Origin of the sequence: Nocardioides dubius (genome assembly GCF_039528155.1) — a bacterium.
Classification (GTDB): Bacteria; Actinomycetota; Actinomycetes; order Propionibacteriales; family Nocardioidaceae; genus Nocardioides; species Nocardioides dubius.
On record NZ_BAAALG010000011.1, the window covers coordinates 584719 to 609971 of the forward strand.

The 25253-nt window shown below is 70.2% G+C and carries 22 protein-coding genes and 1 tRNA gene; 11 read left to right on the forward strand and 12 right to left on the reverse strand.

Annotated features, from left to right (window positions below):
• The first annotated feature begins 1 nt into the window (after position 1).
• Genes ABD151_RS15955 through ABD151_RS15980 form a run of 6 tightly spaced genes read left to right on the forward strand, consistent with a single transcriptional unit; the run spans position 2 to position 7039 of the window.
• Positions 2-1753 carry a GspE/PulE family protein gene (locus ABD151_RS15955; RefSeq protein ID WP_343995762.1) on the forward strand — a complete coding sequence of 584 codons (1752 nt, stop codon included), beginning with the start codon at positions 2-4 and terminating at the stop codon, positions 1751-1753.
• Position 1754: 1 nt separating this feature from the next.
• Positions 1755-2960, forward strand: a complete 1206-nt coding sequence (locus tag ABD151_RS15960) for a type II secretion system F family protein (RefSeq protein ID WP_343995763.1) — start codon at positions 1755-1757, stop codon at positions 2958-2960.
• Positions 2960-3436, forward strand: a complete 477-nt coding sequence (locus ABD151_RS15965; protein WP_343995764.1) for a prepilin-type N-terminal cleavage/methylation domain-containing protein — start codon at positions 2960-2962, stop codon at positions 3434-3436. The genes ABD151_RS15960 and ABD151_RS15965 overlap by 1 nt, the downstream gene beginning before the upstream one ends.
• On the forward strand, positions 3427-4077 hold the full coding sequence (locus tag ABD151_RS15970; RefSeq protein WP_343995765.1) for a PulJ/GspJ family protein: 651 nt from the start codon (positions 3427-3429) through the stop codon (positions 4075-4077). The genes ABD151_RS15965 and ABD151_RS15970 overlap by 10 nt, the downstream gene beginning before the upstream one ends.
• Positions 4074-6251, forward strand: a complete 2178-nt coding sequence (locus ABD151_RS15975; RefSeq protein WP_343995766.1) for a hypothetical protein — start codon at positions 4074-4076, stop codon at positions 6249-6251. The genes ABD151_RS15970 and ABD151_RS15975 overlap by 4 nt, the downstream gene beginning before the upstream one ends.
• The gene (locus tag ABD151_RS15980; RefSeq protein ID WP_343995767.1) at positions 6248-7039 is read left to right on the forward strand and encodes a prepilin peptidase; all 792 of its coding nucleotides are present in this window, start codon (positions 6248-6250) and stop codon (positions 7037-7039) included. The genes ABD151_RS15975 and ABD151_RS15980 overlap by 4 nt, the downstream gene beginning before the upstream one ends.
• Before the next feature lie 25 nt (positions 7040-7064).
• Here the strand turns inward: ABD151_RS15980 and ABD151_RS15985 are convergent, their stop codons facing one another.
• Complete coding sequence (locus ABD151_RS15985) at positions 7065-8396, reverse strand: DUF1254 domain-containing protein (RefSeq protein ID WP_343995768.1); 1332 nt, start codon at positions 8394-8396, stop codon at positions 7065-7067.
• A 533-nt stretch (positions 8397-8929) separates the two neighbouring features.
• Here ABD151_RS15985 and ABD151_RS15990 point away from each other — a divergent pair.
• From ABD151_RS15990 to ABD151_RS16000, 3 genes are read left to right on the forward strand one after another with little or no spacing between them, the layout of a single operon-like run.
• Entirely contained in the window at positions 8930-9058 is a 129-nt protein-coding gene (locus ABD151_RS15990; protein ID WP_415629893.1) for a hypothetical protein, read from the forward strand.
• 19 nt (positions 9059-9077) lie between these two features.
• Positions 9078-9386 (forward strand): SHOCT domain-containing protein, encoded by a 309-nt coding sequence (locus tag ABD151_RS15995; RefSeq protein WP_343995769.1) that lies wholly within the window; start codon positions 9078-9080, stop codon positions 9384-9386.
• 26 nt (positions 9387-9412) lie between these two features.
• A complete protein-coding gene (locus ABD151_RS16000; RefSeq protein ID WP_343995770.1) occupies positions 9413-9937 on the forward strand; it encodes a DUF1269 domain-containing protein in 525 nt (174 codons plus the stop codon).
• 17 nt (positions 9938-9954) lie between these two features.
• Here the strand turns inward: ABD151_RS16000 and ABD151_RS16005 are convergent, their stop codons facing one another.
• On the reverse strand, positions 9955-10665 hold the full coding sequence (locus ABD151_RS16005) for an ABC transporter ATP-binding protein (protein WP_343995771.1): 711 nt from the start codon (positions 10663-10665) through the stop codon (positions 9955-9957).
• The gene (locus tag ABD151_RS16010; RefSeq protein ID WP_343995772.1) at positions 10662-11702 is read right to left on the reverse strand and encodes an ABC transporter permease; all 1041 of its coding nucleotides are present in this window, start codon (positions 11700-11702) and stop codon (positions 10662-10664) included. Before ABD151_RS16010 ends, ABD151_RS16005 begins: the two co-directional genes overlap by 4 nt.
• Positions 11703-11902: 200 nt before the next feature.
• On the opposite strand from ABD151_RS16010, the gene ABD151_RS16015 reads away from it, so the two are divergent.
• The gene (locus tag ABD151_RS16015; protein ID WP_343995773.1) at positions 11903-13096 is read left to right on the forward strand and encodes a sensor histidine kinase; all 1194 of its coding nucleotides are present in this window, start codon (positions 11903-11905) and stop codon (positions 13094-13096) included.
• A complete protein-coding gene (locus tag ABD151_RS16020) occupies positions 13093-13713 on the forward strand; it encodes a response regulator (protein ID WP_343995774.1) in 621 nt (206 codons plus the stop codon). The genes ABD151_RS16015 and ABD151_RS16020 overlap by 4 nt, the downstream gene beginning before the upstream one ends.
• Before the next feature lie 14 nt (positions 13714-13727).
• Here the strand turns inward: ABD151_RS16020 and ABD151_RS16025 are convergent, their stop codons facing one another.
• From ABD151_RS16025 to ABD151_RS16065, 9 genes are all read right to left on the reverse strand, one after another.
• On the reverse strand, positions 13728-16250 hold the full coding sequence (locus ABD151_RS16025; protein ID WP_343995775.1) for a polynucleotide kinase-phosphatase: 2523 nt from the start codon (positions 16248-16250) through the stop codon (positions 13728-13730).
• Positions 16243-17655, reverse strand: coding sequence for a 3' terminal RNA ribose 2'-O-methyltransferase Hen1 (locus ABD151_RS16030; RefSeq protein WP_343995776.1), 1413 nt, complete (start codon positions 17653-17655; stop codon positions 16243-16245). The genes ABD151_RS16025 and ABD151_RS16030 overlap by 8 nt, the downstream gene beginning before the upstream one ends.
• Positions 17656-17788: 133 nt before the next feature.
• Positions 17789-18682, reverse strand: a complete 894-nt coding sequence (locus tag ABD151_RS16035) for a nucleotidyl transferase AbiEii/AbiGii toxin family protein (protein WP_343995777.1) — start codon at positions 18680-18682, stop codon at positions 17789-17791.
• Positions 18679-19272, reverse strand: coding sequence for a type IV toxin-antitoxin system AbiEi family antitoxin domain-containing protein (locus ABD151_RS16040; protein ID WP_343995778.1), 594 nt, complete (start codon positions 19270-19272; stop codon positions 18679-18681). Before ABD151_RS16040 ends, ABD151_RS16035 begins: the two co-directional genes overlap by 4 nt.
• A 47-nt stretch (positions 19273-19319) precedes the next feature.
• Entirely contained in the window at positions 19320-20195 is an 876-nt protein-coding gene (locus ABD151_RS16045) for a DNA polymerase beta superfamily protein (protein ID WP_343995779.1), read from the reverse strand.
• Positions 20196-20311: 116 nt separating this feature from the next.
• A tRNA-Met gene (locus ABD151_RS16050) sits at positions 20312-20385 on the reverse strand.
• Between the two features lie 143 nt (positions 20386-20528).
• Entirely contained in the window at positions 20529-23510 is a 2982-nt protein-coding gene (locus tag ABD151_RS16055; RefSeq protein ID WP_343995780.1) for a UPF0182 family membrane protein, read from the reverse strand.
• Positions 23507-24106, reverse strand: a complete 600-nt coding sequence (locus ABD151_RS16060) for a PPA1309 family protein (protein WP_343995781.1) — start codon at positions 24104-24106, stop codon at positions 23507-23509. Before ABD151_RS16060 ends, ABD151_RS16055 begins: the two co-directional genes overlap by 4 nt.
• A complete protein-coding gene (locus tag ABD151_RS16065; RefSeq protein ID WP_343995783.1) occupies positions 24103-25173 on the reverse strand; it encodes a YlbL family protein in 1071 nt (356 codons plus the stop codon). Before ABD151_RS16065 ends, ABD151_RS16060 begins: the two co-directional genes overlap by 4 nt.
• Positions 25174-25253: the final 80 nt, after the last annotated feature.

Genomic DNA, 25253 nt, shown 5'->3' on the forward strand with positions numbered 1-25253 from the left:
CATGAGGATCCCGCTCGCCCGCCACCGCTCGGAGCAGGCGCCCGTGGAGGCTGTGCCCGTCCACGCCGACGAGACGCTGGCCCGGGTGTTGATCACCGCCGGACGGTTGCAGCCCTACCAGCTGGACGCCGCCGAGGCCACGCCCGGAGACGAGAGCCTGGCCGAGAAGCTCGTCTCCACGGGCACGATCAGCGCAGACGCGCTGGCCCGCACCCTGGCTGAGCACTATCGCGCGGAGCTCGTCGACTTCCGCACCGTCACTCCCGAACCGGACGCCGTCACCCTGCTCACGTTGGAGCAGGCGCGGCAGCTGCTCGCCCTCCCCCTCGCCGTCGTCGACGACGTGGTGACGGTGGCGACCGTGGACCCGGCACCGGAGCGGGTGGAGGCGATCAGTGCCTGCCTGAGCCGCACCGAGCCGATCCGGATCGAGATCCAGGTGGCCACCAAGCGCGACCTGGACCGGGCGATCGACTCGGCCTACCGGGCCACCCACGAGGTCGGCAGCCAGGTCCGCGAGTTCGAGGCCCGCGACCAGCTGCGCCGCGAGGCGGCCCAGCTGGAGACCACCAATGTCAACGAGGGGGCGCCCGTCGTCCGTGTCGTGCAGATGATCCTCACCCAGGCTCTGCGCGACCGGGCCTCGGACGTGCACATCGAGCCGTCCGGGGAGCGGGTCCGGGTCCGGTACCGCATCGACGGCGCGTTGACCGACGTGCTCGACCTGCCCGGCTCCATCGGGCCGGCCCTGGTCAGCCGGGTCAAGATCCTGGCGCAGATGAACATCGTCGAGCGGCGCCGCCCGCAGGACGGCCAGATCAGCATGTCGGTCGAGGACCGCGAGGTCGACATCCGGGTCGCCACCACGGCCGTGGTGGGTGGGGAGAAGGTCGTCATGCGGCTGCTGGACAAGAGCCGGCCGCTCTTCCAGCTGCGCCAGCTCGGGATGCCTGCCGACACCGCCGAGCAGTACCGCCGGTTGATCGGCTCGCCCTACGGGATGGTGGTCTGCGCCGGACCGACCGGCGGTGGCAAGACCACCACGCTCTACGCCTCGCTGGGCGAGCTGAACCAGCCCGACAAGAACATCATGACCATCGAGGACCCGGTCGAGTACACCTTCGACTCGATCAACCAGATCCAGATCAACGAGCAGGCCGGGATCACCTTCGCCACCGGGCTGAAGTCGATCCTGCGCCAGGACCCCGACATCATCCTGGTCGGCGAGATCCGCGACCGCGACACCGCCCGGATCGCGGTCCAGTCCGCGCTCACCGGACACCTGGTGCTCTCCTCGCTGCACGCCACGGAGGCGGTCGCGGCGGTCTACCGGATGCTCGACATGGGCATCGAGGGCTTCCTGATCGCCTCGTCGGTCACCGCCGTCGTCGCCCAGCGCCTGGTGCGGCGCAGCTGCACCTCCTGCCTGGCGCCCTACCAGCCGACCCCGGAGGAGCTGGGCTTCCTGCGGGCCTTCGGCGCCACCGAGCCCGAGGGCGGCTTCCGCCGCGGCACCGGGTGCCACTTCTGCGCGCATACCGGGTTCCTGGAGCGGATCGGCGTCTACGAGCTGCTGGTCGTCACCGACCAGATCCGCGAGCTGATCGTGGACCGCGCTCCCCATGACGAGATGCGCAAGCTGGCCCGCAGCCAAGGGATGCGAACCCTGTGGGAGCAAGGCGCCCGGCTCGTCCAGGACGGCACCAGCACCGCCGCCGAAGTGATGCGCTCCATCTACGTCACAGGAGTCTGAGATGCACCGCTATGCATTCGTCGGCACCACGGTCGCCGGCACCCAGGTCAAGGGCGTCGAGCGGGCCAACAGCCGCGGAGATGCCGAGATCGCCTTGTACGAAAGGGATCTGCGCAACCTGCGGGTCACCGAGAAGAGGCCGATCCTTCAGTACGAGATCTCCGGCCCCCGGATCAAGCGCGAGCACGTGATGCACCTGTCGCGCCAGATCGCGGCCTTCCTCCGGGCCGGCCTGCCGATCCTCGACGCCGTCCACTCGATCGGCACCGAGAGCGAGAACTCCTCGGTGCGCCGGATGATGAACGAGATCGAGGACGGGCTGCGCACCGGTGAGCGGTTCTCCGACGCACTGGACCGCTTCCCGAAGGTCTTCCCCGACTACTACCGCGGCATCGTCCGCTCCGCCGAGCTGACCGGCGAGCTCGACACCGCTCTGGCCCGGCTCGCGCTCTACCTCGAGCGGGACCTGGAGTCACGGCGCAAGATCAAGTCGGCGCTGACCTATCCGATGGTGATCGCCGCGATGTCCGTGGTCACCGTGCTGGTGCTGGCGATCTACGTGCTGCCGAAGTTCGAGGACTTCTTCACCAGCCTGGACGCCGAGCTCCCGCTGGCCACCCGGATGCTGCTCTCCTTCACCGGATTCCTCGGCACCTGGTGGTGGGCGATCCTGGCCGGGCTGGGCGCGATCACCTTGCTGGGTTGGCTCCTGCTGCGCATCGAACGCGTCAAGTACGCCCGCGACGCCTTCCTGCTCCGGCTCCCGGTGCTCGGCGAGACCATCCAGTACATGCTGGTCGAGCGCTTCTGCCGGGTGATGGCCTCGATGGTGAGTGCCGGCGTCAACCTGCCGGAGGCGATGGCCGTGGCGACCGGGTCGATGCGCAACCGGGTCTTCATCCGGCGCCTCAACGACGTCACCGAGCAGATGCTGGAGGGCGCCGGCATGGCCTCTCCCCTGGCCCGCACCCAGCTCTTCCCCGGCACCGCCACGCAGATGCTGCGGGTCGGCGAGGAGACGGGCACCCTCGACAACCAGCTCGAGGTCACCGCGCAGTACTACGAGGTCGAGCTCGACTACAAGATCAAGAAGGTCACCGCGCTCTTCGAGCCTGCGGTGATCGTGGTGATGGGACTGATCGTCGGCTTCGTCGCGGTCGCCCTGGTGTCGGCGATGTACGGCATCTTCAACCAGGTGGAGATCTGATGGACACCGCGGCCGGGCGCAGCAGCGAGAGCGGCGAGTCACTCGTCGAGGTGCTCGTCGCGGTGGCCATCCTCGCGATCGCAGCGGTCGCCGTCCTCGCCGGGCTCCAGCTCAGCGTGCAGGCCTCCGACATGCACCGCAAGCAGTCCACCGGGAGTGCCTACGTGCGCAGCTACGCCGAGGCCATCGAGCGCTACCTGGACGCCGGCGCCAACTACACGCCGTGCGCGGCGGCCGACGCCTACAACGTCCCCGCCGTCACCGACCGGGTCGCCTCCCTGCCGGCAGGCTTCAGCCTGCACCACACGGCGGCGGTCCCGTTGGGCGGCAACGGCGCGGCACTCAGCGGCGGCAGCTGCGCCGACCAGGGCGTGCAGCGTCTCCGCCTCGAGGTCGCCAGCGCCGACGGGCGGGCAGCCGAGACGCTCACCGTCGTGCTGCGTCGCCCCTGCGGAACGGGGTCGTCATGCAGCTGAAGCGGAGCGACCACACCCCGGACGAGGCACCCACCGACGAGGGCTTCACCCTGGTCGAGCTGGTGATGACCGTCGCCATCCTGGGCATCGTCACGGTGGGCCTGGTCGGCGTGGTGTTGAGCTACTTCTCGACCACCGTGGACACCCAGGCCCGGCTGACCGAGTCCCAGTCCGTCCAGTTCGCGGCCGCCTACTGGCAGCGCGACGTCGCCAGCATCGGAGTGCGCAGCTACGACTCCGGCACCAAGACCTTCCCGTTGCAGCGCTCGGTCGGCGTCACGCCGGCCTGCTCGCTGCCGAGCGGAATGCTGGTGACCACCCTGGCCTGGAGCGAGTACGACGAGGACGACCTGGACTCCACGGCCACCCCGGCCACGGTCACCGTCAGCTACCTGACCCGCCCCGCCGACGGCGCCCGGGAGCTGATCCGGGTGCGCTGCACCGACGCGACCTCCGACTCCGTCGTGGTGGTCGCCCGGAGCCTCAACGCCGAGCCCACCGTCACCTGCGACGTCGCCTGCGGTGGCTCGGGCAACGCGGTGCCCACCTTCATCGACCTGCACCTGTCGGCGTTCGAGCAGGGTCGCACCGACGACGCCGCCTACACCGCCACGCTGTCCGGAGAACGGAGGCAGTCATGATCACCTTCCTCGGCCGTCGGCTACGCCTGCTGCGCGACGACGAGGGCGGGGCGATCCTGATCATCGCGCTGATCATCGTCACCACCGTCGCCCTGGTCACCACCGCCGTGCTCACCCGCGGTCAGGGCAGCGTCAAGGCCACCGTCGCGCTGCGCGACGTCGCCAACAACTCCTACTCCGCGGACGCCGCCGCCCAGGTCGCGATCAACGATCTGCGCACTGGCCACAACATCGGCAATGCCGAGCCGAGCCCGTGGTACTACACCAACGCGACCGGAACCGGCTGCTTCGGCTACGACAGCAGCGGTGCCGTCAAGGACACGTTGACGTTGGACAACCTGATCCCCAAGCAGGCCGGCGACACCACCAGCGCGATGTCCGCGGCGGTGCGCTGCACCCCCGAGGACGCCACCGGTCAGCAGGGCTCCGCGGTGCCGATCAACAACGCCAACAAGCCGGGCAACGCGATCCTCACGCTCGGCACCGGCGGCGAGACCGGCTTCAAGTTCAAGACCAACGGCAGCGGCGCTGCCTTCCGGGTGCGCGGTGGGATCTGGTCGAACTCCAACATCGTGCGCGACAACAACGGCGTCCTGGAGTCGACCGAGAGCATCCGGGCCCGCACCGGCTGCTCGCCGGTCTCGGCGATGTCCGCACCGGTGGTGAACTGCAACGCCGGCGCTGCCGGCGACCCGAACTACCGCAGCGACCTCGACCTGGCCGGGCTCGGCGTCCCCACCTTGCGCAACCCTCCGGCCAACTGCAACAGCGGAAGCGTCACCCTGCAGCCGGGCTACTACGACGACGTGACGAAGCTGAACGCGCTCACCGACACCAACCAGAGCTGCTTCCTGCACTTCCAGCCCGGCGCCTACTACTTCGACTTCCACAACAACTCCGCCGATGCGCTCTACGACGCCGACATCGCCACCGGCGGCGGCAACCTGTGGCGGATCGGCGGCCGCAAGACCCTGGTCGGCGGAACCTTGACGGGTGGCACCACGGTGCCCGGTCGCTGCGTGAACCCGATCGACGACGTGAACGCGCAAGGGGTGCAGTTCATCTTCGGCGGCGACAGCCGGATGCAGGTCAACGCCAACGGCCAGGCCAGCGCCGTCGAGATCTGCGCCACCTACCACCCGGACCGGCCGCCGATCGCCGTCTACGGGCAGAAGACCGGCACGGCCACCGCGACCACGCTCACCGGCCCTGGCGAGCTGACCACCAGCGGCACCCCGACCGTGACGCCGGCAGGCTCGGCGGGCACGTTCACCCAGGCCACCGCCGCCAACCTGCAGCAGGCCGACGGCAACCAGGCCACCAACGCGAACCTCGCGGTCTGGGCCCGCGACGCCAGCGGCCCGAACAGCGCGCAGAGCAACTCGATCACGATGGGCGGCTTCAGCCCGGCGACGGCGTTGCCGCCCGGTGCCGTGCTGACCGGAGCGAAGCTGAAGATCACCCACCGCTCCACCGGCAGCGCCAACGCGATCACGCTCACCCCGACGGTCGGCACGGCTCCCATCAGCTACACCCTGCCGGCCCGCACCACCCTGGGCACCGAGACCGTGGACCTCGCCGCGCGCACCGGGTGGGGTGTCTTGCAGAAGGTGGTGCACGACAGCGGCTTCACCGGTGCCTCGGTGAAGTTCGACGCCTCGCTGGGCCGCGACCAGACCTCCCAGCTCGACGCGGTCCGTCTCGAGCTCACCTACTATCTGCCGGCGCTGCGCGGCCAGACCACCACCGCGATCCCCGGCAACACGGTGGCCACCGTGGCCGGCTCCCCGGTGGTGCAGGCGCTGGGCAACTCGACGTCGTTCTACATCCAGGGCACCACCTACGTCCCGCTGGCCTCGATCTCGCTGGAGCTCAACAACATCAACGAGTCGGTCTTCCGGTTCGGCGTCATCGCACGGGCGCTCGACGTCTTCGAGACCGGGTCGTTCGCCTACCCGGGCGCGGTGATCGAGCTGCCGGACAACTCGCCGGGCTTCGGCTTCGAGACCACGCTGGTGAGACTGGAGGTCTTCCTCTGCCCCGGGGTGACCAGCGGCTGCGCGCCGAGCGGCGAGCCGGAGCTGACGTCGCGGGTGCGGATCTTCGATGACGGCGGCACTCCGGGACCACCACATCGCCAGATCTCGGTGCTGAACTGGAGTCACCGGCGATGACCGAGACCGAGCTGCTGCGGCTCATCCTGACCGTCTTCGGCGGGCTGCTCGGCCTGGCCGTCGGGTCCTTCCTCAACGTGGTGGTGCACCGGGTGCCGCTGGGGCTGTCCGTGGTGAGCCCCGGCTCCCACTGCCCCAACTGCCAGTCCGCGGTCCGGGCCCGGCACAACGTGCCGGTGCTCGGGTGGCTGATGCTGCGTGGTCGCTGCTTCGACTGCCACTTGCCGATCAGCAGCCGCTACCCGCTGGTGGAGGCCGGGACCGGGTTGGTCTTCGCGCTGGTCGCCCTCCGCTTCGCCGACACGCCCCTGGCCCTGCCCGCCTACTGGGCGTTCGCGGCACTCGGCATCGCGCTCAGCCTGATCGACGTCGACGTGCGCCGGCTGCCGAACGCCCTGGTCGTGCCTGCCTATCCGATCCTGGCCGCTCTGCTCGTCGTCGCGGCGGCGCCGGGCGCCGGGCTGCGCGCCCTCTTCGGGGCCTCGGCGCTGTTCGCGATCTTCTTCGCGATCGCGGTGGCCGCCCCGGGTTCGATGGGCTTCGGCGACGTCAAGCTGGCCGGAGTCGTCGGTGCGATGACGGCGTGGCTGTCGTGGGGAACGCTGTTGGTCGGCGCCTTCCTGGCCTTCGTCTTCGGTGCCCTGGTCGGGATCACGTTGATCGCGGCCCGCGGCGCCGACCGGCGCACCGCCGTCCCGTTCGGGCCGTTCCTGGTGCTCGGCGCCTGGACCGCGATCCTGGGCGCCGGCTACCTGGGCGACGCGTACCTGGCGGTGCTGGCCGCCTAGCCGGGTCGGCCAGCACCGGCCGACACTAGACCCGCACGATCGCCGGGATCTGGTAGCGGCCGTCCACCACCGAGGGGTCCGGCTCGTACATCCGCAGCAGTGGACGGAACGGCCCGGCCGGCGCCGGCAACCAGTTCGCCCGCTGCGCGGGGTCGGTCGGGGCGGTGGCGCTCAGCACGAGGGTCAGCGCACCGTCGGCGTCGCGGACCAGTCCTGGGGTGCGGCTGCCGATCGAGTAGCGGTCGATCTCGTTCGCCACCAGATAGAAGTCCGGCATCGAGTACATGGTCAGCGACCAGAACGCGGCGGCCGGCGGCGGCGGATCGAAGCGCAGCGTGTAGGTGTGCTCGCCGCTGAGCTGCTCCCCCGCCTGGTCCACGTAGACCGGCGCATAAGCGGCCTCGTAGGCATGGTTGCCCCACAGCCCTCCCATCGCGGCAGCGGCGCGACGCAGGTACTTCTCGCCCGCCGGGATCGAGGTGTAGAGCGGCGAGTCGATGGTGCCGATCTCGAAGAAGTCCGTGTTGTAGTCGAAGGCGTGGTAGGTCAGCTGCCAGCCGTTGAGGGTCGGGACGTCCCCGGTGCGCAGGAACTCCTCGAGTGCGGCCTGTGCCGTCTGCACCCCGTGCGCCAAGGCGGTGCGCTGCTCGGCCGCCATGCCCGCGAAGGGGCTCGGCCCGGACTGGGTGATGCCGAGCGGCGCGAGCGCGGCGAGGTCCGCCTGCTCGCTCTTCGCCGGCGGGTAGGCCTGCGACCAGACCCGCAACTGCTCCAGGAACTGCACGGACGCATCGACCGCGGGATCGAGCTCCGGGAGACCGGCGGGGACGGCCCCGGCCTGCACGGGGGTGAGCGAGGCGGCGTCCTGCAGCCGGTGCACCGCGGGCAGGTCGTCGTCGCCGTCGCAGGCCCAGCGACCGACGATCGAGAAGATCGTCGTCGGCGCGTTGATCACCGTCGCGCCCTCGGGGGCCGCTCCGCTCCATCCGGGCGGCACCAGCAGGTAGCGCTGGGCCGCGGTTCCGGTGGCGCGGTGGCCGACGTAGGCGAAGTTGTTGGTCCAGGCGTCCACGAACTGCAGGACGTAGTAGCGCCCACCGGTGTCCGGCACGTCGAGCAGCACCGGTCCGACGCTGAGGTCGATCTGCGCCATCGAGTAGACGGTGTCGTTGTTGATCGACACGAAGGTGTCGGCGGGGCCGGTCAGGGTGCGGGCGTGGCTGAACGCGTTGAACGGCGCAGCCGGGTTGGCCCCGATCCCGGTCTCGACATAGCGGCGGACCTGCTCCAGGTTGAAGACCAGCGGGAAGCCTTGCACGAAGGCCTGGCCAAGGATCGCGGACTGATCGGTGCTCATCGTGGCGACAACTCCTCGTCGGCGGCGGGACGCTCCGCGCCGGCGCGCGGGCTGTCTGGTTGCCGAGCCTGGCACGCGACGGCGACGGCGTCACCGCGATGAGCGGCCCGATCGCCGCCCGGGCCCGGATCTCATCCTTGTGGGGTGAGGTGGCGACGCGCCGACTCTCCTAGATTGGCAGGGCCCGCATGCGCTATCGAGGAGGACGCTGATGCACGCCGACGTTGAGCTCGGTCAGATCGAGATGGGCCCTGTCGACTACCTGGTGATCGAGTTCCCGCCGAGCGGGATGACCGGGGAGGGCCTGCCGCTGCTGGTCGACCTGGTCGACCGCGGCATCATCCGGCTCCTCGATCTCGCCTTCCTGAGCCGCGACGAGCAGGGCACCCTGCGCGCCCTAGAGCTGCGGGACGTCGACGGCGACGGCGAGCTGGACCTGACCATCTTCGAGGGGGCCCGCCTCCGGGCTCCTCGACGCCGGGGACCTGACCGACGCCGCCAGCGTCGTCGAGCCGGGTCACTCGGCCTGCGTCGTGGTCTACGAGAACCTCTGGGCCGCACCGCTGGCCACCGCGCTGCGTCGCAGTGGCGCACAGCTCGCAGCCGGCGGACGGATCCCCGTCCAAGCCCTGATCGCGGCCGTGCAGGCCGACGCCAACTGACGCACGAGGAGAGAACGCCATGCCAGGACTGCTTCGCGGGATCGCCCGCACCGCCGTTGTCGCCGGCACCGCGACCGCCGTGTCGAACCGGGTCTCCCGGCGCCAGGCCGGCCGTTGGGCCGCCGAGGACCAGCGCGACGCCTTCTACGCCGCGCAGGCGGCGCCCCCGGTCGCCCCTGCCCCGGTCGCACCGCCGGCCCCTGCGGCTCCGGCCCTGAGCATGGACGAGCGTCTCGCCCAGCTCACCCAGCTGGCTGCGCTCAAGGACCAGGGCGTGCTCACCGACGCGGAGTTCGCCGCCCAGAAGGCGCAGATCCTCTCCTCCTGAGCGGTCCCGACCCGAAGGAGCACCCCGTGCCCTCGAACCCCGCCACCAGCCTCACCGTCTGGCTCTTCGACACCGCTGCCGGTGCCGGGGCCGGCGAGGTGCGCGTGAAGGACCTCGTGCAGCGCGGCGGGTTGACCGTGCACGACGCGATCACCGTGACCTGGATGCCCGAGGCCGAGCGCCCGGTGATCGGTCATCTGCACCACGCGACGGCGACCGCGGCGGTACGCGGGTCGGTGGTCGGCGTGCTCGCCGGGGCGCTGTTCCTGGTGCCCGGCGTGGGCGCCGGGGTCGGTGCCGGCCTTGCCGCGCTCGCGCAACGGCTTCGCGGGACCGGCATCGACGAGGAGTTCCTCGCCGAGGTCGGAGAGCAGCTGCGCCCCGGAACCTCGGCCCTGATGCTGCTCAGCAGTGCGGCCGACCCGGAGCTGGTCGGTCCGGTCCTCGAGCAGGGTCTGGACCGCGGCGACGTCCGGCTGCTCCGGGCGGACCTCGCTGCGGATGCGCCGCAGGCGCTGCGCGCGCTGCTGGACGACCTCGACTCCCCCTAGCCCGGACCGCGACCGGGTCAGTGGCCGGCTGCCCCGACCGCGCTGGCGATCCGGCCGTCGACCACGGTGACCAGCTCGTCGAGCGCGTCGCGGTGCACCAGATCGTGGGTGACCAGCAGCGTGGCGGTCTCCCGCTCGCGGGTGAGCCGCGCGATCAGCTGCATGATCTCCGCCCCGCGCTCCTGGTCCAGGGCGCTGGTCGGCTCGTCCACCAGCAGCACCTCCGGGTCGTGGACCAGACCCCGCGCGATCGCCACCCGTTGCCGCTGCCCGCCCGAGAGCTGGTGCGGGCGCTTGCCGGCATGCGTGGCCAGGCCGACCGCATCGAGCAGCTCGTCGACGCGCGCGTCGACCTTCGCCACCCGGCCGCGGCCGTTCCTGCCGCCGAGGTGCGCCATCACCTGCAGCTGCTCGCGTGCGGTCAGCGCCGGCAGCAGGTTCGACTGTTGGAAGACGATCCCGATCCGCTCGCGGCGCAGGGCCGTCGCCTCGGGCTTGGACACCCGGGTGGCGTCGATCAGCTCGCTGCCGTCGCCGATCAGGACGGCGCCCGAGTCGGGGCGGATCAGCGTGGCGGCGACCGCCAGGATGCTCGACTTGCCCGAGCCGGACGGGCCGGTGATGCCGGTGACGGTGCCGTTCTCGCCACGCAGGGTGACGTCGTCGACCGCGGTGATCCGGCTCTCGCCGTCGGCGAAGGTGAGGGTGACGTTGCGCAGTTCGATCATCGATTGCTCCCGAGTGCGGTGAGGGGGTCGGCCCTGGTGACCGAGCGCAGGGCGAAGGCCGCGCCGGCAAGGCCCAGCGCCGCCATCACCAGCGCCGGGGCCAACGTGGTCAGCGGACTGACGATGAACGGCAGGGCCTGCTCGGCCACCGCGCCCAGGCCCAGGACGGCGAGCAGCCCCACCCCGATCCCGGCGAGCAGCACGACGAGCGCCTGGCCGAGGGCGTCGCGCACCAGCGAGCCGGTGGTGGCGCCGAGCGCCTTGAGCACCGCAATGTCGCCGGCCCGTTGCATGGTCCACACGGTGAAGAAGGCGCCCACCACGAGCGCGGAGATCCCGAAGAGCATCACGATCATCAGGCCCAAGGACCCGATCTCGGAGGTGAAGGCCTCCAGCGCGGTCAGGCTGGCCAGTGGGTTGCGGGCCTCCGTCGAGGTCTGCTCGGCGACGTCGTCCCAGTCGGGCGAGCCGGTCACGGCGAGCACGGTGGCCTCGCCGGTGCCGCCCACGCTCTGGCTCGCCGCGCTCCACGCCTGCGGAGTCATCGCGACGACGGGCGTGTGGCTGTACCAGAGGTCGCCACCGATCGAGGCGACGGTGAAGTCGTTGCCGGCAACCGTGATCGTGTCGCCGCGCTGGGCGTGCAACTCGTCGGCGGCGCCCGCGGACAGGCCGACCTCGCCGTCGCGGCTGGGGGCGAGCGCGAAGAGGCTGCTCTGGGCGGTGCCCGGCGCCGCCGCGGGCATCCCGAACAGGGCGACGCCACGGGGGTCGCCCGAGCTCGCCGACGACGCCCGCGCCTGGGCGATGCCGACCGGCGTCGCCGCCTCGACGCCGTCGGCCTGCTGCCAGGCCCGGACCGTGCCCGGGTCCAGTGTGGACGTCGCGAAGCTGGAATCGCCGCTCACCGGCTGCTGCAGGACAAGACGGTCGCCGGGCAGCTCCAGGACCGCGGAGACGTTCTGGGAGGCGAGCCCGCCGGTCAGCCCGGCGAGGAAGCCGACGAGCAGGGTGATCAGCGCGACCACCGTTCCCATCAGCACGAACCTGCCGCGGGCGAAGCGCAGCTCTCTCCAGGCGACGAACAAGGTGCTCCCTCTCCGCTCGCACACTCTGCACGAGCACCACCTCAAGGCTCGCTCGCGAGCACCTGCGAGCCATCGCCCTTTCCATCGGATTCGCACTCCAACTTTCGGTTGATGGCCGGACGGCTCTGCTCGCCTAGGCTGGAGGAGTCATGGCGCACTCGACGCTCGCTCCGGTCTTCGCCGGCCTCCGCCTCGGCCTCCACGTGCTGTTCCTCGGGCTCGCGGCGTTCGCGGTGGCACGTGCCTTCGTGGTCTCCTCCCCCGAGGCCGTCGGCGCGCTCCTGCTCGGGTTCGCCTTCGTCGCGGTCTACCTGGCCGGCGCCTGGACCGCACGCACCGGCAGCACCGCCCGCGCGCCGCGCCGCATCGCGCTGGCCTGGCTGGCGCTGCTCACCCTGCTCTGGGCGTTGCTGGTGTGGCTCAGCCCGGAGGCAGCGTTCATCGTCTTCCCGTTGTTCTTCCTCTACCTGCAGCTGCTCCCGGGGCCTGGCGGGGTCGCCGCGGTGGTGAGCACCACCGTCTTCGCGATCATCGCGCTCGGCCTGCATCTGGGCTTCAGCGTCGGCGGTGTGATCGGCCCGCTGGTGGGTGCGGGCGCGGCGCTGCTGATCGGCCGCGCCTACCGCGCGTTGATCCAGGAGGCCACGGAGCGCGAGCGCCTGCTGGCCGAGCTGTTGCAGACCCGCCAGCAGCTGGCCGACACCGAGCGGGAGCAGGGCGCTCTGGCCGAGCGGGCCCGGCTCGCTCGGGAGATCCACGACACCGTCGCGCAAGGCCTCTCCTCGATCCAGATGCTGCTGCGCGCCGCCGAGCGCGACACCCCCGAGCCGGGTGCCGGCTACCTGCGGCTGGCGCGGGAGACGGCGGCCGACAGCCTCGCCGAGACCCGGCAGATCATCCGCGAGCTGACCCCGGCCCGGCTCGACAAGGGACTCGCCGCGGCCCTGCACCGGCTCGGCGAGGAGCAGTCCCGGCGCGCAGCGACGCCGATCGAGGTCACCGCTGCCGACCTCGAGCTGCCGATGGGCACCCAGACCGCCTTGCTGCGCGTCGCCCAGGGGGCGCTGTCGAACGCGGTGCGCCATGCGCAGGCCTCACACGTCGCGGTCGAGCTGATCGACGACGTCGACGGCGTCTCGTTGGTGGTCCGCGACGACGGGCGCGGCTTCGACGTCGCCCACGCCGTCGCCGACTCGCACGAGGCGGACTCCTTCGGGCTGCAGGCGATGCGCGAGCGCGTGGCCCAGCTCGACGGCACCCTGGAGGTCGCCTCGGTGCCGGGGCGGGGCACCACCGTCACCGCGCGTCTGCCGCTCGCACCCGATGCAGGAGCCCAGCGATGATCCGGATCGTGCTGGCCGACGACCACCCCGTCGTCCGGGCCGGGCTGCGGGCGATGCTGGCCGGTGATGCCGACCTCGAGGTGATCGGCGAGGCCGCGACGCCCGACGCGGCGGTCGCGCTGACCGTCGAGGCGATGCCCAACATCGTCCTGATGGACCTCCAGTTCGGCACCGAGGAGACCGGCGCCGACGCCACCCGCCGGATCCGTGCGCTGCCCGATCCGCCGGCGGTGCTGGTGCTGACCAACTACGACACCGACGGCGACATCCTCGGTGCCGTCGAGGCCGGCGCCAGTGGCTATCTGCTCAAGGACGCCCCACCGGACGAGCTGATCACCGCGATCCGTGCCGCCGCCGCAGGCGAGACCGCCCTGGCGCCGGCGATCGCCGGGCGGCTGCTGGCCCGGATGCGCTCCCCGCAGCCGAGCCTCAGCACCCGCGAGATCGAGGTCCTGCAGTTGGTGGCCGCCGGCGCCACCAACGGCGAGATCGCCACCCGGCTGCACATCAGCGACGCGACCGTGAAGTCCCACCTGGTGCACATCTACACCAAGCTCGGCGTCTCCTCGCGCACCGCCGCGGTCGCCACCGCGCGCCAGGACGGCATCCTGCGCTAGCACCCGGCGCCGTCCTACAGGCGCGGGTCGACCGGCTCAGACTCCAAGGCCAGCACCGCGAAGACGGCCTGGTGCACCTTCCAGAGCGGCTCGTCGTCGACGAACGCGGTCAGCGCCTCCAGGCCCAGGCCGTGCTCGCGCAGCGCGAGCTGTCGCTTCTTGCCGAGGTTCCGGTTCCGGAGCACGTCGAGCGAGTCGGTGTAGTCGGGCCCGTAGATGATCCGCAGGTACTCGCGCCCGCGCACCTTGATTCCGGGCTGCACCCGGCCCTGGGTGAGATGGGCCGGCTTGACGACCATCCCCTCGCCGCCGGCCGCGGTCAGCTCCCGCCACCACTGGGTGGCCGCCTCCCGCTCCGTGGCGGAGGTGAGGTCGACGAAGCGGTGTCGGGTCGGCGTGATCAGGTCGCCACCCATCCGTGCCAGCTCGGCCAGGTGCCACTCGTGCGGCTGGGTGACGGCCAGCGCGCGCCCTTGGGCAGCAAGGATCTGGAACGGCGCGAGGGTGACGCCGTCCAGCCCCTGCGTGGGGCCTACGTAGCCGGCGTACGCGTCACGGAACGCCGCAGCGTTGTCCCGGCGCCGCTGCGTCCGCTCGATCATCGCGCTCACCTCCAGACCCCGCGCTGCGGCCGTCTGCAGGACGTCGAGCGCCTCGGGCAAGGCCTCGCGAGCGGCCGCGCCCACCGACGCGTACTGCTCCTTGATCAGCTCGATCGCCTTGGCCGACCAGGGCAACAGCTCACAGTCCAAGGCGAGCCAGTCGGTCTCCAGGGAGGCGAAGAGCGGCTCGGCGCTCTCCCGCAACCGAGCGACGAGCTCGGTCGTGTCCGGGAAGAAGGAGCGCCCGGTCCGGGTGTGGACGACGCCGGTGCTGCCATCGGCCACGCCGAAGTGGCGGGCCGCGGCCTCGGCGTCCTTCGCGATCACGGCGATCGCCCGCGAGCCCATGTGCTTCTCCTCGCAGACCACCCGGGTGACGCCCCAGCCGGCGTACTCCTCGAAGGCCTGCTCGGGGTGCTCGAGATAGCCCTCCTGCTGCGACGTGGCGACCGGTGACATGGTCGGCGGCAGGTAGATCAGCCATCGCGGGTCGACCGCGAAGCGACTCATCACCTCCAGCGCGGCGGCGGCGTTCTCCTCGGGCACCTTCACCTTGCCGCCGTGCGTCGTCTCCAACCACCGGGTGCCGGCGACGTCGCCGATCCGGAGCACCGCGACCTCGCGGTCGCCTGCGGCGGGGACGAGTGGACGGATCGGCTCGTACCACTCCTGCTCCGCAGGCACGGAGACGATCTCCCGCTCGGGATAGCGCAGCGCGGTGAGCGCGCCGCCGAAGACGACTCCGGTGTCGAGGCAGATGGTGTTGTTGACCCACTCGGCCTTCGGCACCGGCGTGTGGCCGTAGACGACCATCGCACTGCCGCGGTACTCCTCGGCCCAGGGGTAGCGCACCGGCAGGCCGTAGTCGTCGGTCTCGCCCGTCGTGTCGCCGTACAGGGCGAACGAGCGCACCCGCCCCGAGGAGCGCCCGTGGTAGGCCTCCTTGAGCCCGGCGTGCGCGACGACCAGCCTCCCCTCGTCCAGGACGTAGTGGCTGATCAGCCCGTCCATGAAGGCGAGTGCCGACTGGGTGAACGCGTCGGGCTCGCCGCGCAGCTGGTCGAGGGACTCGGCAAGACCGTGCGAGACGGTGACGTTGGCGCCCTTGAGCGCTCGCACCAGCTTGGCCTCGTGGTTGCCGGAGACGCAGAGCGCCGTTCCGGCTGCGCACATGCCCATCACCAGCCGGAGCACCCCCGGGGTGTCCGGGCCGCGATCGACGAGGTCGCCGACGAAGACCGCCTGGCGGCCCTCGGGGTGGGAGGCACCGATCGCCTGCTCGCCGTCGTAGTCGATCCGCCAGCCGAGCTCCGCCAGCAGGGTGCGGAGCTCGGCGGCACAGCCGTGGACGTCGCCGATGATGTCGAACGGGCCGCGCAGCTCCCGGCGGTCGTTCCAGGACGGCTCGCGGACGATCTCGACGGCGTCGATCTGCTCAGCACCGCTGAGCAGGTGGACGCGGCGGAAGCCCTCCTTCTTGATCCGGCGCAGGGAGCGGTCCAGGTCCCGCTGCTGCCGCTTGACGACGGAGGCACCGAAGTCGCGGTCGGGGCGCTGCGCGTTGCGTGCGAGAGCCACCGACTCACCGGCGTCGAGGACCAGGGCGTCCACCAGCACGTCGTGAGACTTGGCGAGTCTGATCAGCGAGGCTCGTGCGGCCTGCTGCACGTTGGTCGCATCCACGACGGTCAGCAGTCCCCGGCGCAGGCGGGTGCCGACGATGTAGTGCAGGACGTCGAAGGCGTCCGGGGTGGCGGACTGGTCGTTCTCGTCGTCGGCGACGAGCCCGCGGCAGAAGTCGCTGGAGACGACCTCGGTCGGCTTGAAGTGACGCCGCGCGAAGGTCGACTTGCCGCTGCCGGAGACGCCGACGAGCAGGATCAGCCCCATCGCCGGGACGACGACCTGGCGCAGCTCGGCGGTTGCCTCACTCATCGTTCGCCTCCGTTCGGGTGAAGATGGCCATCTGGGTCGGGGTGCCGTGGGTGGTGTGGAGCTCGCCGATGCCGCGTCGCTCGACGGTGTAGCCGTGGGTCGCTGCGACCCGCTCGGACCAGGTGGCGAACTCGTCGCGACTCCACTCGAAGCGGTGGTCCGGATGCCGCATGCCGATCAGATGCTCGTAGAGCACGTTGTACTCGCGGTTGGGGGTGGTCACGATGACGGCCCTGGGCCGGGCGACGCCGAAGACGACCCGCTCCACAGCGTCCAGGCGCTGCGGGTCGACGTGCTCGATCACCTCCATCAGGACCGCTGCGTCGAACCCGGCATAGCGATCGTCCTCGTAGGTGAGCGCGCCCTGGAAGAGCTCGACGCGCTCCGCCTGGCGCTCGGTCATCCGGTCGAGACGAAGCCGACGGGCCGCCTGTTGCAGCGAGCGCGTGGAGACGTCGGAGCCGGCGACGCGGGTGAAGGAGGCCGTCTGGACGAGCCGCTCGACGAACTGCCCCGGACCGCAGCCCAGGTCGATCACCGAGCGCGCGCCGAGGTCGAGCAGGACCTGGTGGACGGCGTCGTGGCGCTGGGTGTTGAGCGGGACCCGCCTCTCGGCTGGTTGCTGGACCTCCTCGTCGTCAGCGGGGGCGATCGACTCCGTGACGTCGTCGCTGAGCTCGGCGAGGCGGGCGAGACCGACTCGGGTGAGGCTGCCCCGGCGCCCGAGGTAGCGCCGGGTGATCAGGTCTGCCTCCGGGTGGCTGGCCAGCCAGCCCTCCCCCGAGCGGAGCAGCTTGTCGACCTCGTCGGGCCCCTGCCAGTAGTGCTTGGACTCGTCGAGGACCGGAAGCAGCACATGGAGCTGGTTGAGCGCGTCGGCCAGCCGGAGGACGCCGCTCAGCCGGAGCCGGACGTAGCGGGAGTCGCCCCAGTCGGCGAAGGCGGGGTCGAGTGGGATCGGCTCGGCCTCGACGCTCCAGCCCAACGGGGTGAAGATCCGGTGCGCGACGTCGGGGCCACCTCGGCACGGCAGCACCGGAAGCACGATCTCCAAGGGGATCGCGGTGTCCGCGAGCTCCTGGCGGGAGTTGCAGCGACCGCTGCGGGCCGTGCTGAAGACGTCGGCCATCGCCACCCCGAGCAGGGAGGAGGCGGCATACGAGCGGTCGTTGACGTACTGGGCGAGGCTGAAGTCGGGCGCGTTGCGAGCCCGCGAGCGGGCCAACCGGACCGGGTCGACGTCGAGCAGCAACGCCACCGTGCAGCGCTCCTCGGTGGCCTCGGGATAGAAGACCGTCACCGTCCCGAACGACTGCTGGAACTCCTGCACCCGGTCCGGGTGCTTGTGCAGCAGGAACCCCAGATCCGTTGCCGGCCGGTGCGTGGTGGTGACAGTCAGAAGCACCCGGTCAGTCTGCCCCAGCGCGGGTAGGCGGACCACCGAGATTCGCTGTGCTGACGCGGACCCGGCGAAACCTCACCTGGATGGGCACGGACTGTGGGATCGCCCCACATCTGCGCCAACTGGGCTTCTGACGCTAGCTCCAGGCAAACCGGTCGGTGTCCCACGAACCGGTTGCCACGCCGGCCAGGACCGGATCCGCAAGAGAGATGACCGCTTCGAGTACTTCTGTGAACGACTCCGGCAGATGGTCGGAGTTGCTACGCCGCCGCCACGCATTCCATCGTCCCTGTCCAAGGTCGGCGTAGCCGTCGAGGACATCGGCGAGTGGCGAGAGTTGCGCACCAAGGTGCCCCGCGACGGCGTCGATCGCCTCGCGCAGGTCGGACGCCCAGACGGAGTGCCGCCGCGAGAGCGTCCAGATGTCTCCGAAGTCGCGCCACCGCGTGTTGGCGACGCCCCGCTGGATCGCGGTCACGATCTTCTCGGCGTGCACCATGTGGATCGGATAGCCCGCCAGCACGATCGGTTCGCCGCCGCGCAGGCGCGGGACCTCGACCGTGCTCGGCGCTGGCCAGATCGGGTCGCCGACGTTGACGTCGACGTGGAACGGCAGGTTCGCCGACGCCAGACGAGCGCCCATGCTGACACGAACCCCGGAGTACGCGTCCTCCTCCCGGATCACCTCGGACTCCGCCGTCTCAGGCAGGAACACGACCCCGTCCTCCAACGGCGGCGACGCCTCGACGATCGATCGAACGAGGTCGAGCACGGTCACCGCGTCGTTCGCGAGGTCGAGGCCAGCGAGGTCCACGTCCCGCGTCGGCCGGCGCTCATCGAAAGCCGCCAGCAGCACGCCACCTTTGAGCACGAATCGATCCCGAACGTCACTCGCGGCCAGTCGGCTCAGAAACGCTTCGAGGACGTAGAGCTGCAGCAGCTCCTGGGTCGGGCGCTTCTCGCGCTGCGCACGGTTCTTGAGATCGAGGTAGGCGTCAGTCTCTGGCGTTCCCCGAGATATGCGGCTCACAGCAGGATCTCCAGGGCTCTGCGGATGGCGCTCGCAGCGCGTGGGAACGAACTCGACAACCGGAGCAGCTCAGACGGTTGTCCGCCTTGGCGAAGCCATTGCTTGAGGGCATCGTTCGCCAGATCGGCGCCGTCGAGGTGCCGAAGGCGGAATGCGTCGATGACGCTGCGCTCGGCGGAGTAGATGCCGATTGAGTGATCGTCATCGAGCGCCAACTGGTCGCGGCCGAGCTTGAACGTCGCCTTGTCGAACTGCCGCCACCTGACGGGCGCGTTCGCCTCCGGCATCCAACTCCCCCGCGGGATCGCGATGTCGTACTCGGCCGGGATGTCGTCGATCAGCCCGTGCCTGGACAGCGCTGACCTCAGGCAGATCGTCGCCATGGGGGCCTTCACGGCGATCTCCAGCAGATCGTCGTCGCCGATCGAGTCAGCCTTGCGATACAGGCCTCGCGAGATCGCGTTGATCTGGCCGCTTTCGATCAGCGAGCGGAACTGGCGCTCGTTGAGCCGTTCCCGCGCCTCGGTGTAGCGAAAGGTGTCCGGGAGCATGGCGAGCAGCCCTAACGCGGTAGACGTCACCCGGCTCACCTCCGTAGGAAATCCTCAACAGCAACGCGTCTAGTGTAGAGGATTTCCTACAGGTTGTCCCAGTACGCCAGGTGCGACCGGTGGAGCCAGTCGTCGGCCCATGCCCGATCGGGCTCATCCGGGACGAACGCGTCGGCCCCTGCCGCGACCAGCGCAGCTTCGGATGCGTCGAGCGCTTCGAGCACCTCGGCCAGCGAGACCTCGCCGCGGCGTACCGACCGCAGGAATGGCAGGTCCGGCTCGGGGACGGGAAGAGTGATCCGCCCGGTGCGCAGCAGCTCCACTCCCTGAACACCCAAGCGAAGCGCGTGCATCGCGAACTTGGTGTCGTAGCCGTGCACGGCGACCAACTCCGGCCGATTGGTGTGCGCGCCGGATTCGCCGAGCATCGCGGACTTCTGGCTCTGTAGGTAGCCAAGGAACCTGGCCGCCGCGAGCTTGGAGACGAAGCGGTGGGCGTTGTCGACCAACTCGGCTCCTACCTCGTCCCTGAGCACCACTTCCTCGTCCGGCACGAACAGCGCGAGCAGGACCGTCGGGTTCCCCGCCAGCGCGAGTCGGCACCACTTGCGCGCCGAGTAGATGACGACGTCGAGGTCGCCTGCGCCGGATCGGTTCGCGAGTCCTCCGGGCTTGTCCCAGACGGTGTGGCGTTGATACTGCTCGAACTCGACTTCGGCCTCGCCATTGATGCCACGAGGAACCCGTGCGAGGCCGGTGACGAAGTCGCGCGGCTCGAGGCAGATGCCCATTTCGTCGCGGTCGTCCTGGCCGCTGATCGACGTGCCGTGCACCCCTGACCCGACCTGGACGCGAAGGATCAACCCTGCCTCAGCAATGGCCCGCGCCTCCTCGGATGCATGCGGGTGCGCGAAGCCAGGCGGCAGGGACCGCTCGCCGGGGATCACGGAAGCTCGCACCATGAGGCCGCAGGCTAGCCCGACCGATCGCCCGCATCCAGCGATTTCCCCTGGATGCGCCCAGCGTCGCAAAATGCACTCAGGCCCGGAATCCTGAGGATTCCGGGCCTGAGTCTTTGTAGCGGGGGCAGGATTTGAACCTGCGACCTCTGGGTTATGAGCCCAGCGAGCTACCGAGCTGCTCCACCCCGCGTCGGTGAACAGAACATTACCCGCAACTGGGAACAGACCCAAATCGGCAGTCCCGCAGTGGCCCGGCAACACCCCTGAGCGGAGCCCGGAGACGCAGCAGCGGGCCGCCCGATCCGGACGACCCGCTGCTCGCGATCACACGCACTACTCCTTGTCGGCGTCAGCCTGGGAGTCGTTCTTCGCCTGCTCCTGCTGGGCCAGGGTCAGCGCCTGGGTCACCAGCTTCTCGGCCTCGCTGGTCGCCGTCGCGTAGGCGGCCAGGTCCGGCGTCTCCTGCTGGAGCGCCTTGTTCGCCTCCTTGAACTTCGCGTCAGCACGCTCGAGCAGGGTGCGGATCCGTTCGGCGGTCGGGCCGGTCAGGTCCGGCGTCTCGCCATCGCCCTCACCACCGGTGGCCGGCGGGGTGCCGTCCGGCGTCGCCGTCTCCCCCTCGTCCAGGTTGAGCACCTTGGCCACCGCATCGGCCACCGTGGTGCCGATCGCGGCCTTGTCGCCGAACGCCACGGTCACGTACTGCAGGACCGGGAAGTTCGCCGTGCTGGTGCCCTGACGGATCGTGTAGATCGGCTGCACGTACAGCAGACCCTGACCGACCGGCAGCGTGAGCAGGTTGCCGTTCAGCACCCGCACGTTGGAGTTGCGGGTGAACCGCGCCAGCTCGTCCTGGATCACCTGGTTGGTGTTGAACTCGTTGGCCATCTGCCCCGGACCGGAGATCGCGTTGTTGCGTGGCAGCTCCAACACCCGGAACGTGCCGTAGGTGTCCTTGGAGGCGTCGCCGTCCACCGAGACGAAGGCCGCCAGGTTCTCCCGCTTGTTCGGCACGAAGACCGAGGTCAGCGAGAAGACCTGCTCGTCGTCCTCCGTCGAGTTCACCGAGAGCCGGTACGGCGGCTGCAGGCTGCCCCGCGCGGTCGGGTCCTCCGGCACCTTCCAGCGCGACTCACCGGTGTAGAACGTGCTCGCGTCCTCCACGTGGTACGCCGCCATCTGGTAGCGCTGCACCTTGAACATGTCCTCGGGGTAGCGCATGTGCGAGAGCAGGTCCGCCGGGATCTCGGAGCGGTCCTTCACCGTGCCCGGGAAGGCATCGCGCCAGGCCGCCAGCAGCGGGTCCGACTCGTCCCAGGCGTACAGGGTGACCGTGCCGTCGTACGCGTCCACGACCGCCTTGACGGCGTTGCGCATGTAGTTGATCTCGTCGGTGGGCAGGGTGCGGAACTCGTTGCCCTGGTCGAGGGAGTCCGAGGTCATCGTCTCGTAGGACTCACGCTCGGACTGCGGGTACTGGTCGGTCGTGGTGAACCCGTCCAGGATCCACACGATCTTGCCGTCCACCACGGCCGGGAACGGGTCGGCGTCGACGGTCAGCCACGGGGCGACCTTCTCCACCATCTGCCGCGGGTCACGGTCGTAGAGGATCTTCGAGTTCTCGTTCACCCGGCTCGAGAGCAGGATGTTCGGCTCGCTGAACTTCCACGCGTACAGCAGCTGGCGGAAGGTGTTGCCCACCTCGACGCCGGCCGCACCCGTGTAGGTGCTCAGCTTGTTGCCGCCCTCGTCGTTGCTGGGGATGTCCAGCTCGACGTCGCGGTCGTCGTCGTTCTGCTTGCCGACGATGGAGTACTCGGGGCTCTTCTCACCGAAGTAGATCTGACCGCGGTAGCCGCCCTCGCTGAGGTCGGTCAGCGCGCCCTTGGGCGGCAGCGCCTCCTCGGCCCACGACGGCTCACCCTGGACGACGGTCTTGTTGTCCGCCTTGCGCTGGTTGCCGTAGGCGGCGATCACCCCGTAGCCGTGCGTATACACGGTGTGCAGGTTGTTCCAGTTCTTGCTGTCCTCGGGCAGACCGTCCTGGTTCAGCTCGCGGACGCCGATCACGACGTCGCGCTCCTGGCCCTCGATGGTGTACCGGTCGACGTCGAGCACATCGGCCACGCCGTAGTAGCCCTGCACCTGCTGCTGCTGGTCGAAGGTCGCCTTGATCAGCGCCGGGTCGACCAGACGGATGCCCGGCACGTTGGCCAGCTCGTCACGCTGCTCGGCCGGCGTGAGCTCGGTCTGGCCGGTGTACGGACTGACCTCGGCATCGGCGATGTCGAACGCATCCCTGGTCGCATCGATGTTCTTCTGGAGGTACTTCTCCTCCTTCACCGCCTGCGACGGGTTCACCTGGAACTGCTGGACGACGGCAGGCCAGATCATCCCGAGCAGCACCGAGGAGAGCACCAACAGGCTCAGGCCGACGCTGGGCAGCAGCCAGGTCCGCCGGATCACGTTGGCGAAGAAGAGCACCGCGCAGATGATCGCGATGAACATCAGGATGTTCTTGGCCGGCAGCACCGCATGGTCGTCGGTGTAGCCCATGCCGGTGTGCAGGCTGCCGGACTCGGTCAGCAGGTCGAACCGGTCGAGCCAGTAGTCGGCCGCCTTCACCAGCACGAAGAGGCCGAGCAGCACCGAGAGCTGGACGGCGGCCGCACCGGAGAAGCGGTCCTGCTTGGACTGCAGCCGGATGCCGCCGAAGACGTAGTGCACCAGCGCCGCGGCGATCAAGGAGATCACCAGCATCGCCATCGTGAAGTTCACGATGAAGTGCAGCCACGGCAGGTCGAAGACGTAGAAGCCGATGTCGCGGTCGAAGTACGGGTCCGTCTTGTCGAACTCTCCGCCGTTGCGCCACAGCAGGTACTCGCGCCAACGCCCCGAGGCGGTGCTGCCGGCGAAGGCGCCCACCACGGCGGAGACGCCGACCAGCAGCCACATCCGGACCGGCGTGATCGCCTGGCGGTAGCGGTCCAGGCTGATCTGCTCCGGCGAGGCCGGGCGGAAGATCGGCCGGAACCGATAGGCCAGGGCCAGGTTCAGCCCCACCACGAACGCCATCAGCAGGCCGAAGACCAGGAAGAGCCCGATCTTGGTGCGCAGCAGCGTGGAGAAGACCGACTCGTAGCCGGTCGAGTCGAACCACAGCCGCTCGGTCCACAGCGAGGCGAAGCCGGTGAACGCGATGAACAGCACCACCACGATCGCCAGAGTGATCCACAACGCCCGCGACCTCGGTGGCGACGGCGTGGCCGTGCCTCCCGAGCGCCTCGGCTCTCCGTTGTCGAACAGGTCACTCATGTACCCGACTCCTCATCCTCATTGTCCAGCGTGGCTTGCAGCATTTCCAGCAGCTCGGGAACCAGGTCGACTCCGCCGACCACCGACTGCTCGTCGTCATGGGCGCGCAGGCGCAGCGCGCAGTAGGTGGCGCCGGCGCGGGTCACGCCTGCCACCATCCGCACCTCCTGGCGGTCCGGGTGCGCGGCGGCGTAGGCCTGGGCCTGCTCGGCGTCCTCGGGGATGTCGGCGTCGGCACCGGGCGGCAGCACGTAGCGCTCCACGATCGCCGCGCAGCCGGCCACGCCGTCGGGCCACATGATCGAGCCGAGCACCTCCTCGACCACCTGGCCAGGAGCGAGCTCCTGCTCGACGGGCGTGAAGGAGCCCTCCGCGCTGGCCGCGTCGAGCCCCATCGCGCGGGCCAGCTCCGGCTCCGCGGCGACCAGTGCAGCGGTCGGCACCAGGGCGAACAGGCGCCCCTGCTGGTCCCAGCCGGACTCGGCGGCGTGCGCCTCGATCTCCAGCACCGCCGCGGCCAGGGCCGGGTCGAGCACCTCGTCCTCCGGCTGGTCCGCCGGCAGGTCGGCGGGGTCGGTCATCGGCTCATCGGTCACTTGCCGTCATCTCCTGAACAGGTGGGCAGCTTCGCGTCGCGGTCCTCGGCGAATGCCTCGATCGCTTCCTTGGCGTCCTCGAAGGTGGCCACCCTCGTCAGCCGCATGTCTCCGTTGTCGGCGCCCACGGCCTCGGCGCAGTTCGCGGCCGGCACCAGGAAGAGCTCGGAGCCGGAGTCACGGGCCCCGGCGATCTTCTGCTGGATGCCGCCGATCGGCTCGACCGCGCCGTCGACGTCGAGCGCCCCGGTGCCGGCGATGTTGCGTCCACCGGTGAGCGAGCCCTCGGTGAGGGTGTCGTAGATGGCCAGGGCGAAGACCAGTCCGGCGCTCGGGCCGCCGATCGCCGGGTTGATGTTCACCTGCACGTCGAAGGGGAAGACGAACCCGGTGCCGATGTTGATCCCGAGCGCGACCCGCTCGCTGCCGTCGTCGTCGGTCACCGTCTCCGGCGTCACCTCGACCCGCACCCGCTTGCCGTCCCGCTTGACCACGATCGGCAGCGGCTCGCCGGCCTCCGCCTCCTTCACCGTCGCCAGCAGTGCGTCGGCGTCGGTCACCTTCGTGTCCCCCACCTGCACCAGCTCGTCGTTGACCTCGAGCTTCCCCGCGGACGGCGAGCCCTCCGGCACCCCGCTGACCTTGACCCCCAGCGGAATCTCGTAGCCGAGCTCCTTGAGCGCCACCGCCACCGCCACGTCCTGGGAGGTCACCATGTCCTGGTGGGCCTCCTCGCGGTTCTGCTGGTTCGTCTCGCCGCGACGGTAGACGGAGTCGAACGGCTGCACGGCCTGGTCGTCGGAGAGCCAGGCCCGCAGCGCGGAGAAGAGGCTGACGTTGTCCTCGGCCCCGTCGGAGGCCACGGTGGTCATCCGCAGCTCGCCACCGTCGTAGTAGGTGCGGTGGCCCTCGATCTGGATGATCTCCTGGCCCTGGGTCTCGGCGAGCACGTCCACGGTCAGGCCGGGACGCGAGGTCACGTACGGCACCGGCACCAGGGCGGCAGCCAGCCACAGACCTACCATCAACGGCACCGCGATCACGGTGGCCAGGGAACGCCGACTCATGGGCGAAAGCCTCTCATTGTGAGGCAAGTCCCCAGAACGGGGCCAGCACCCCACGCTGCCCGAATCGGGCGATCCGCACC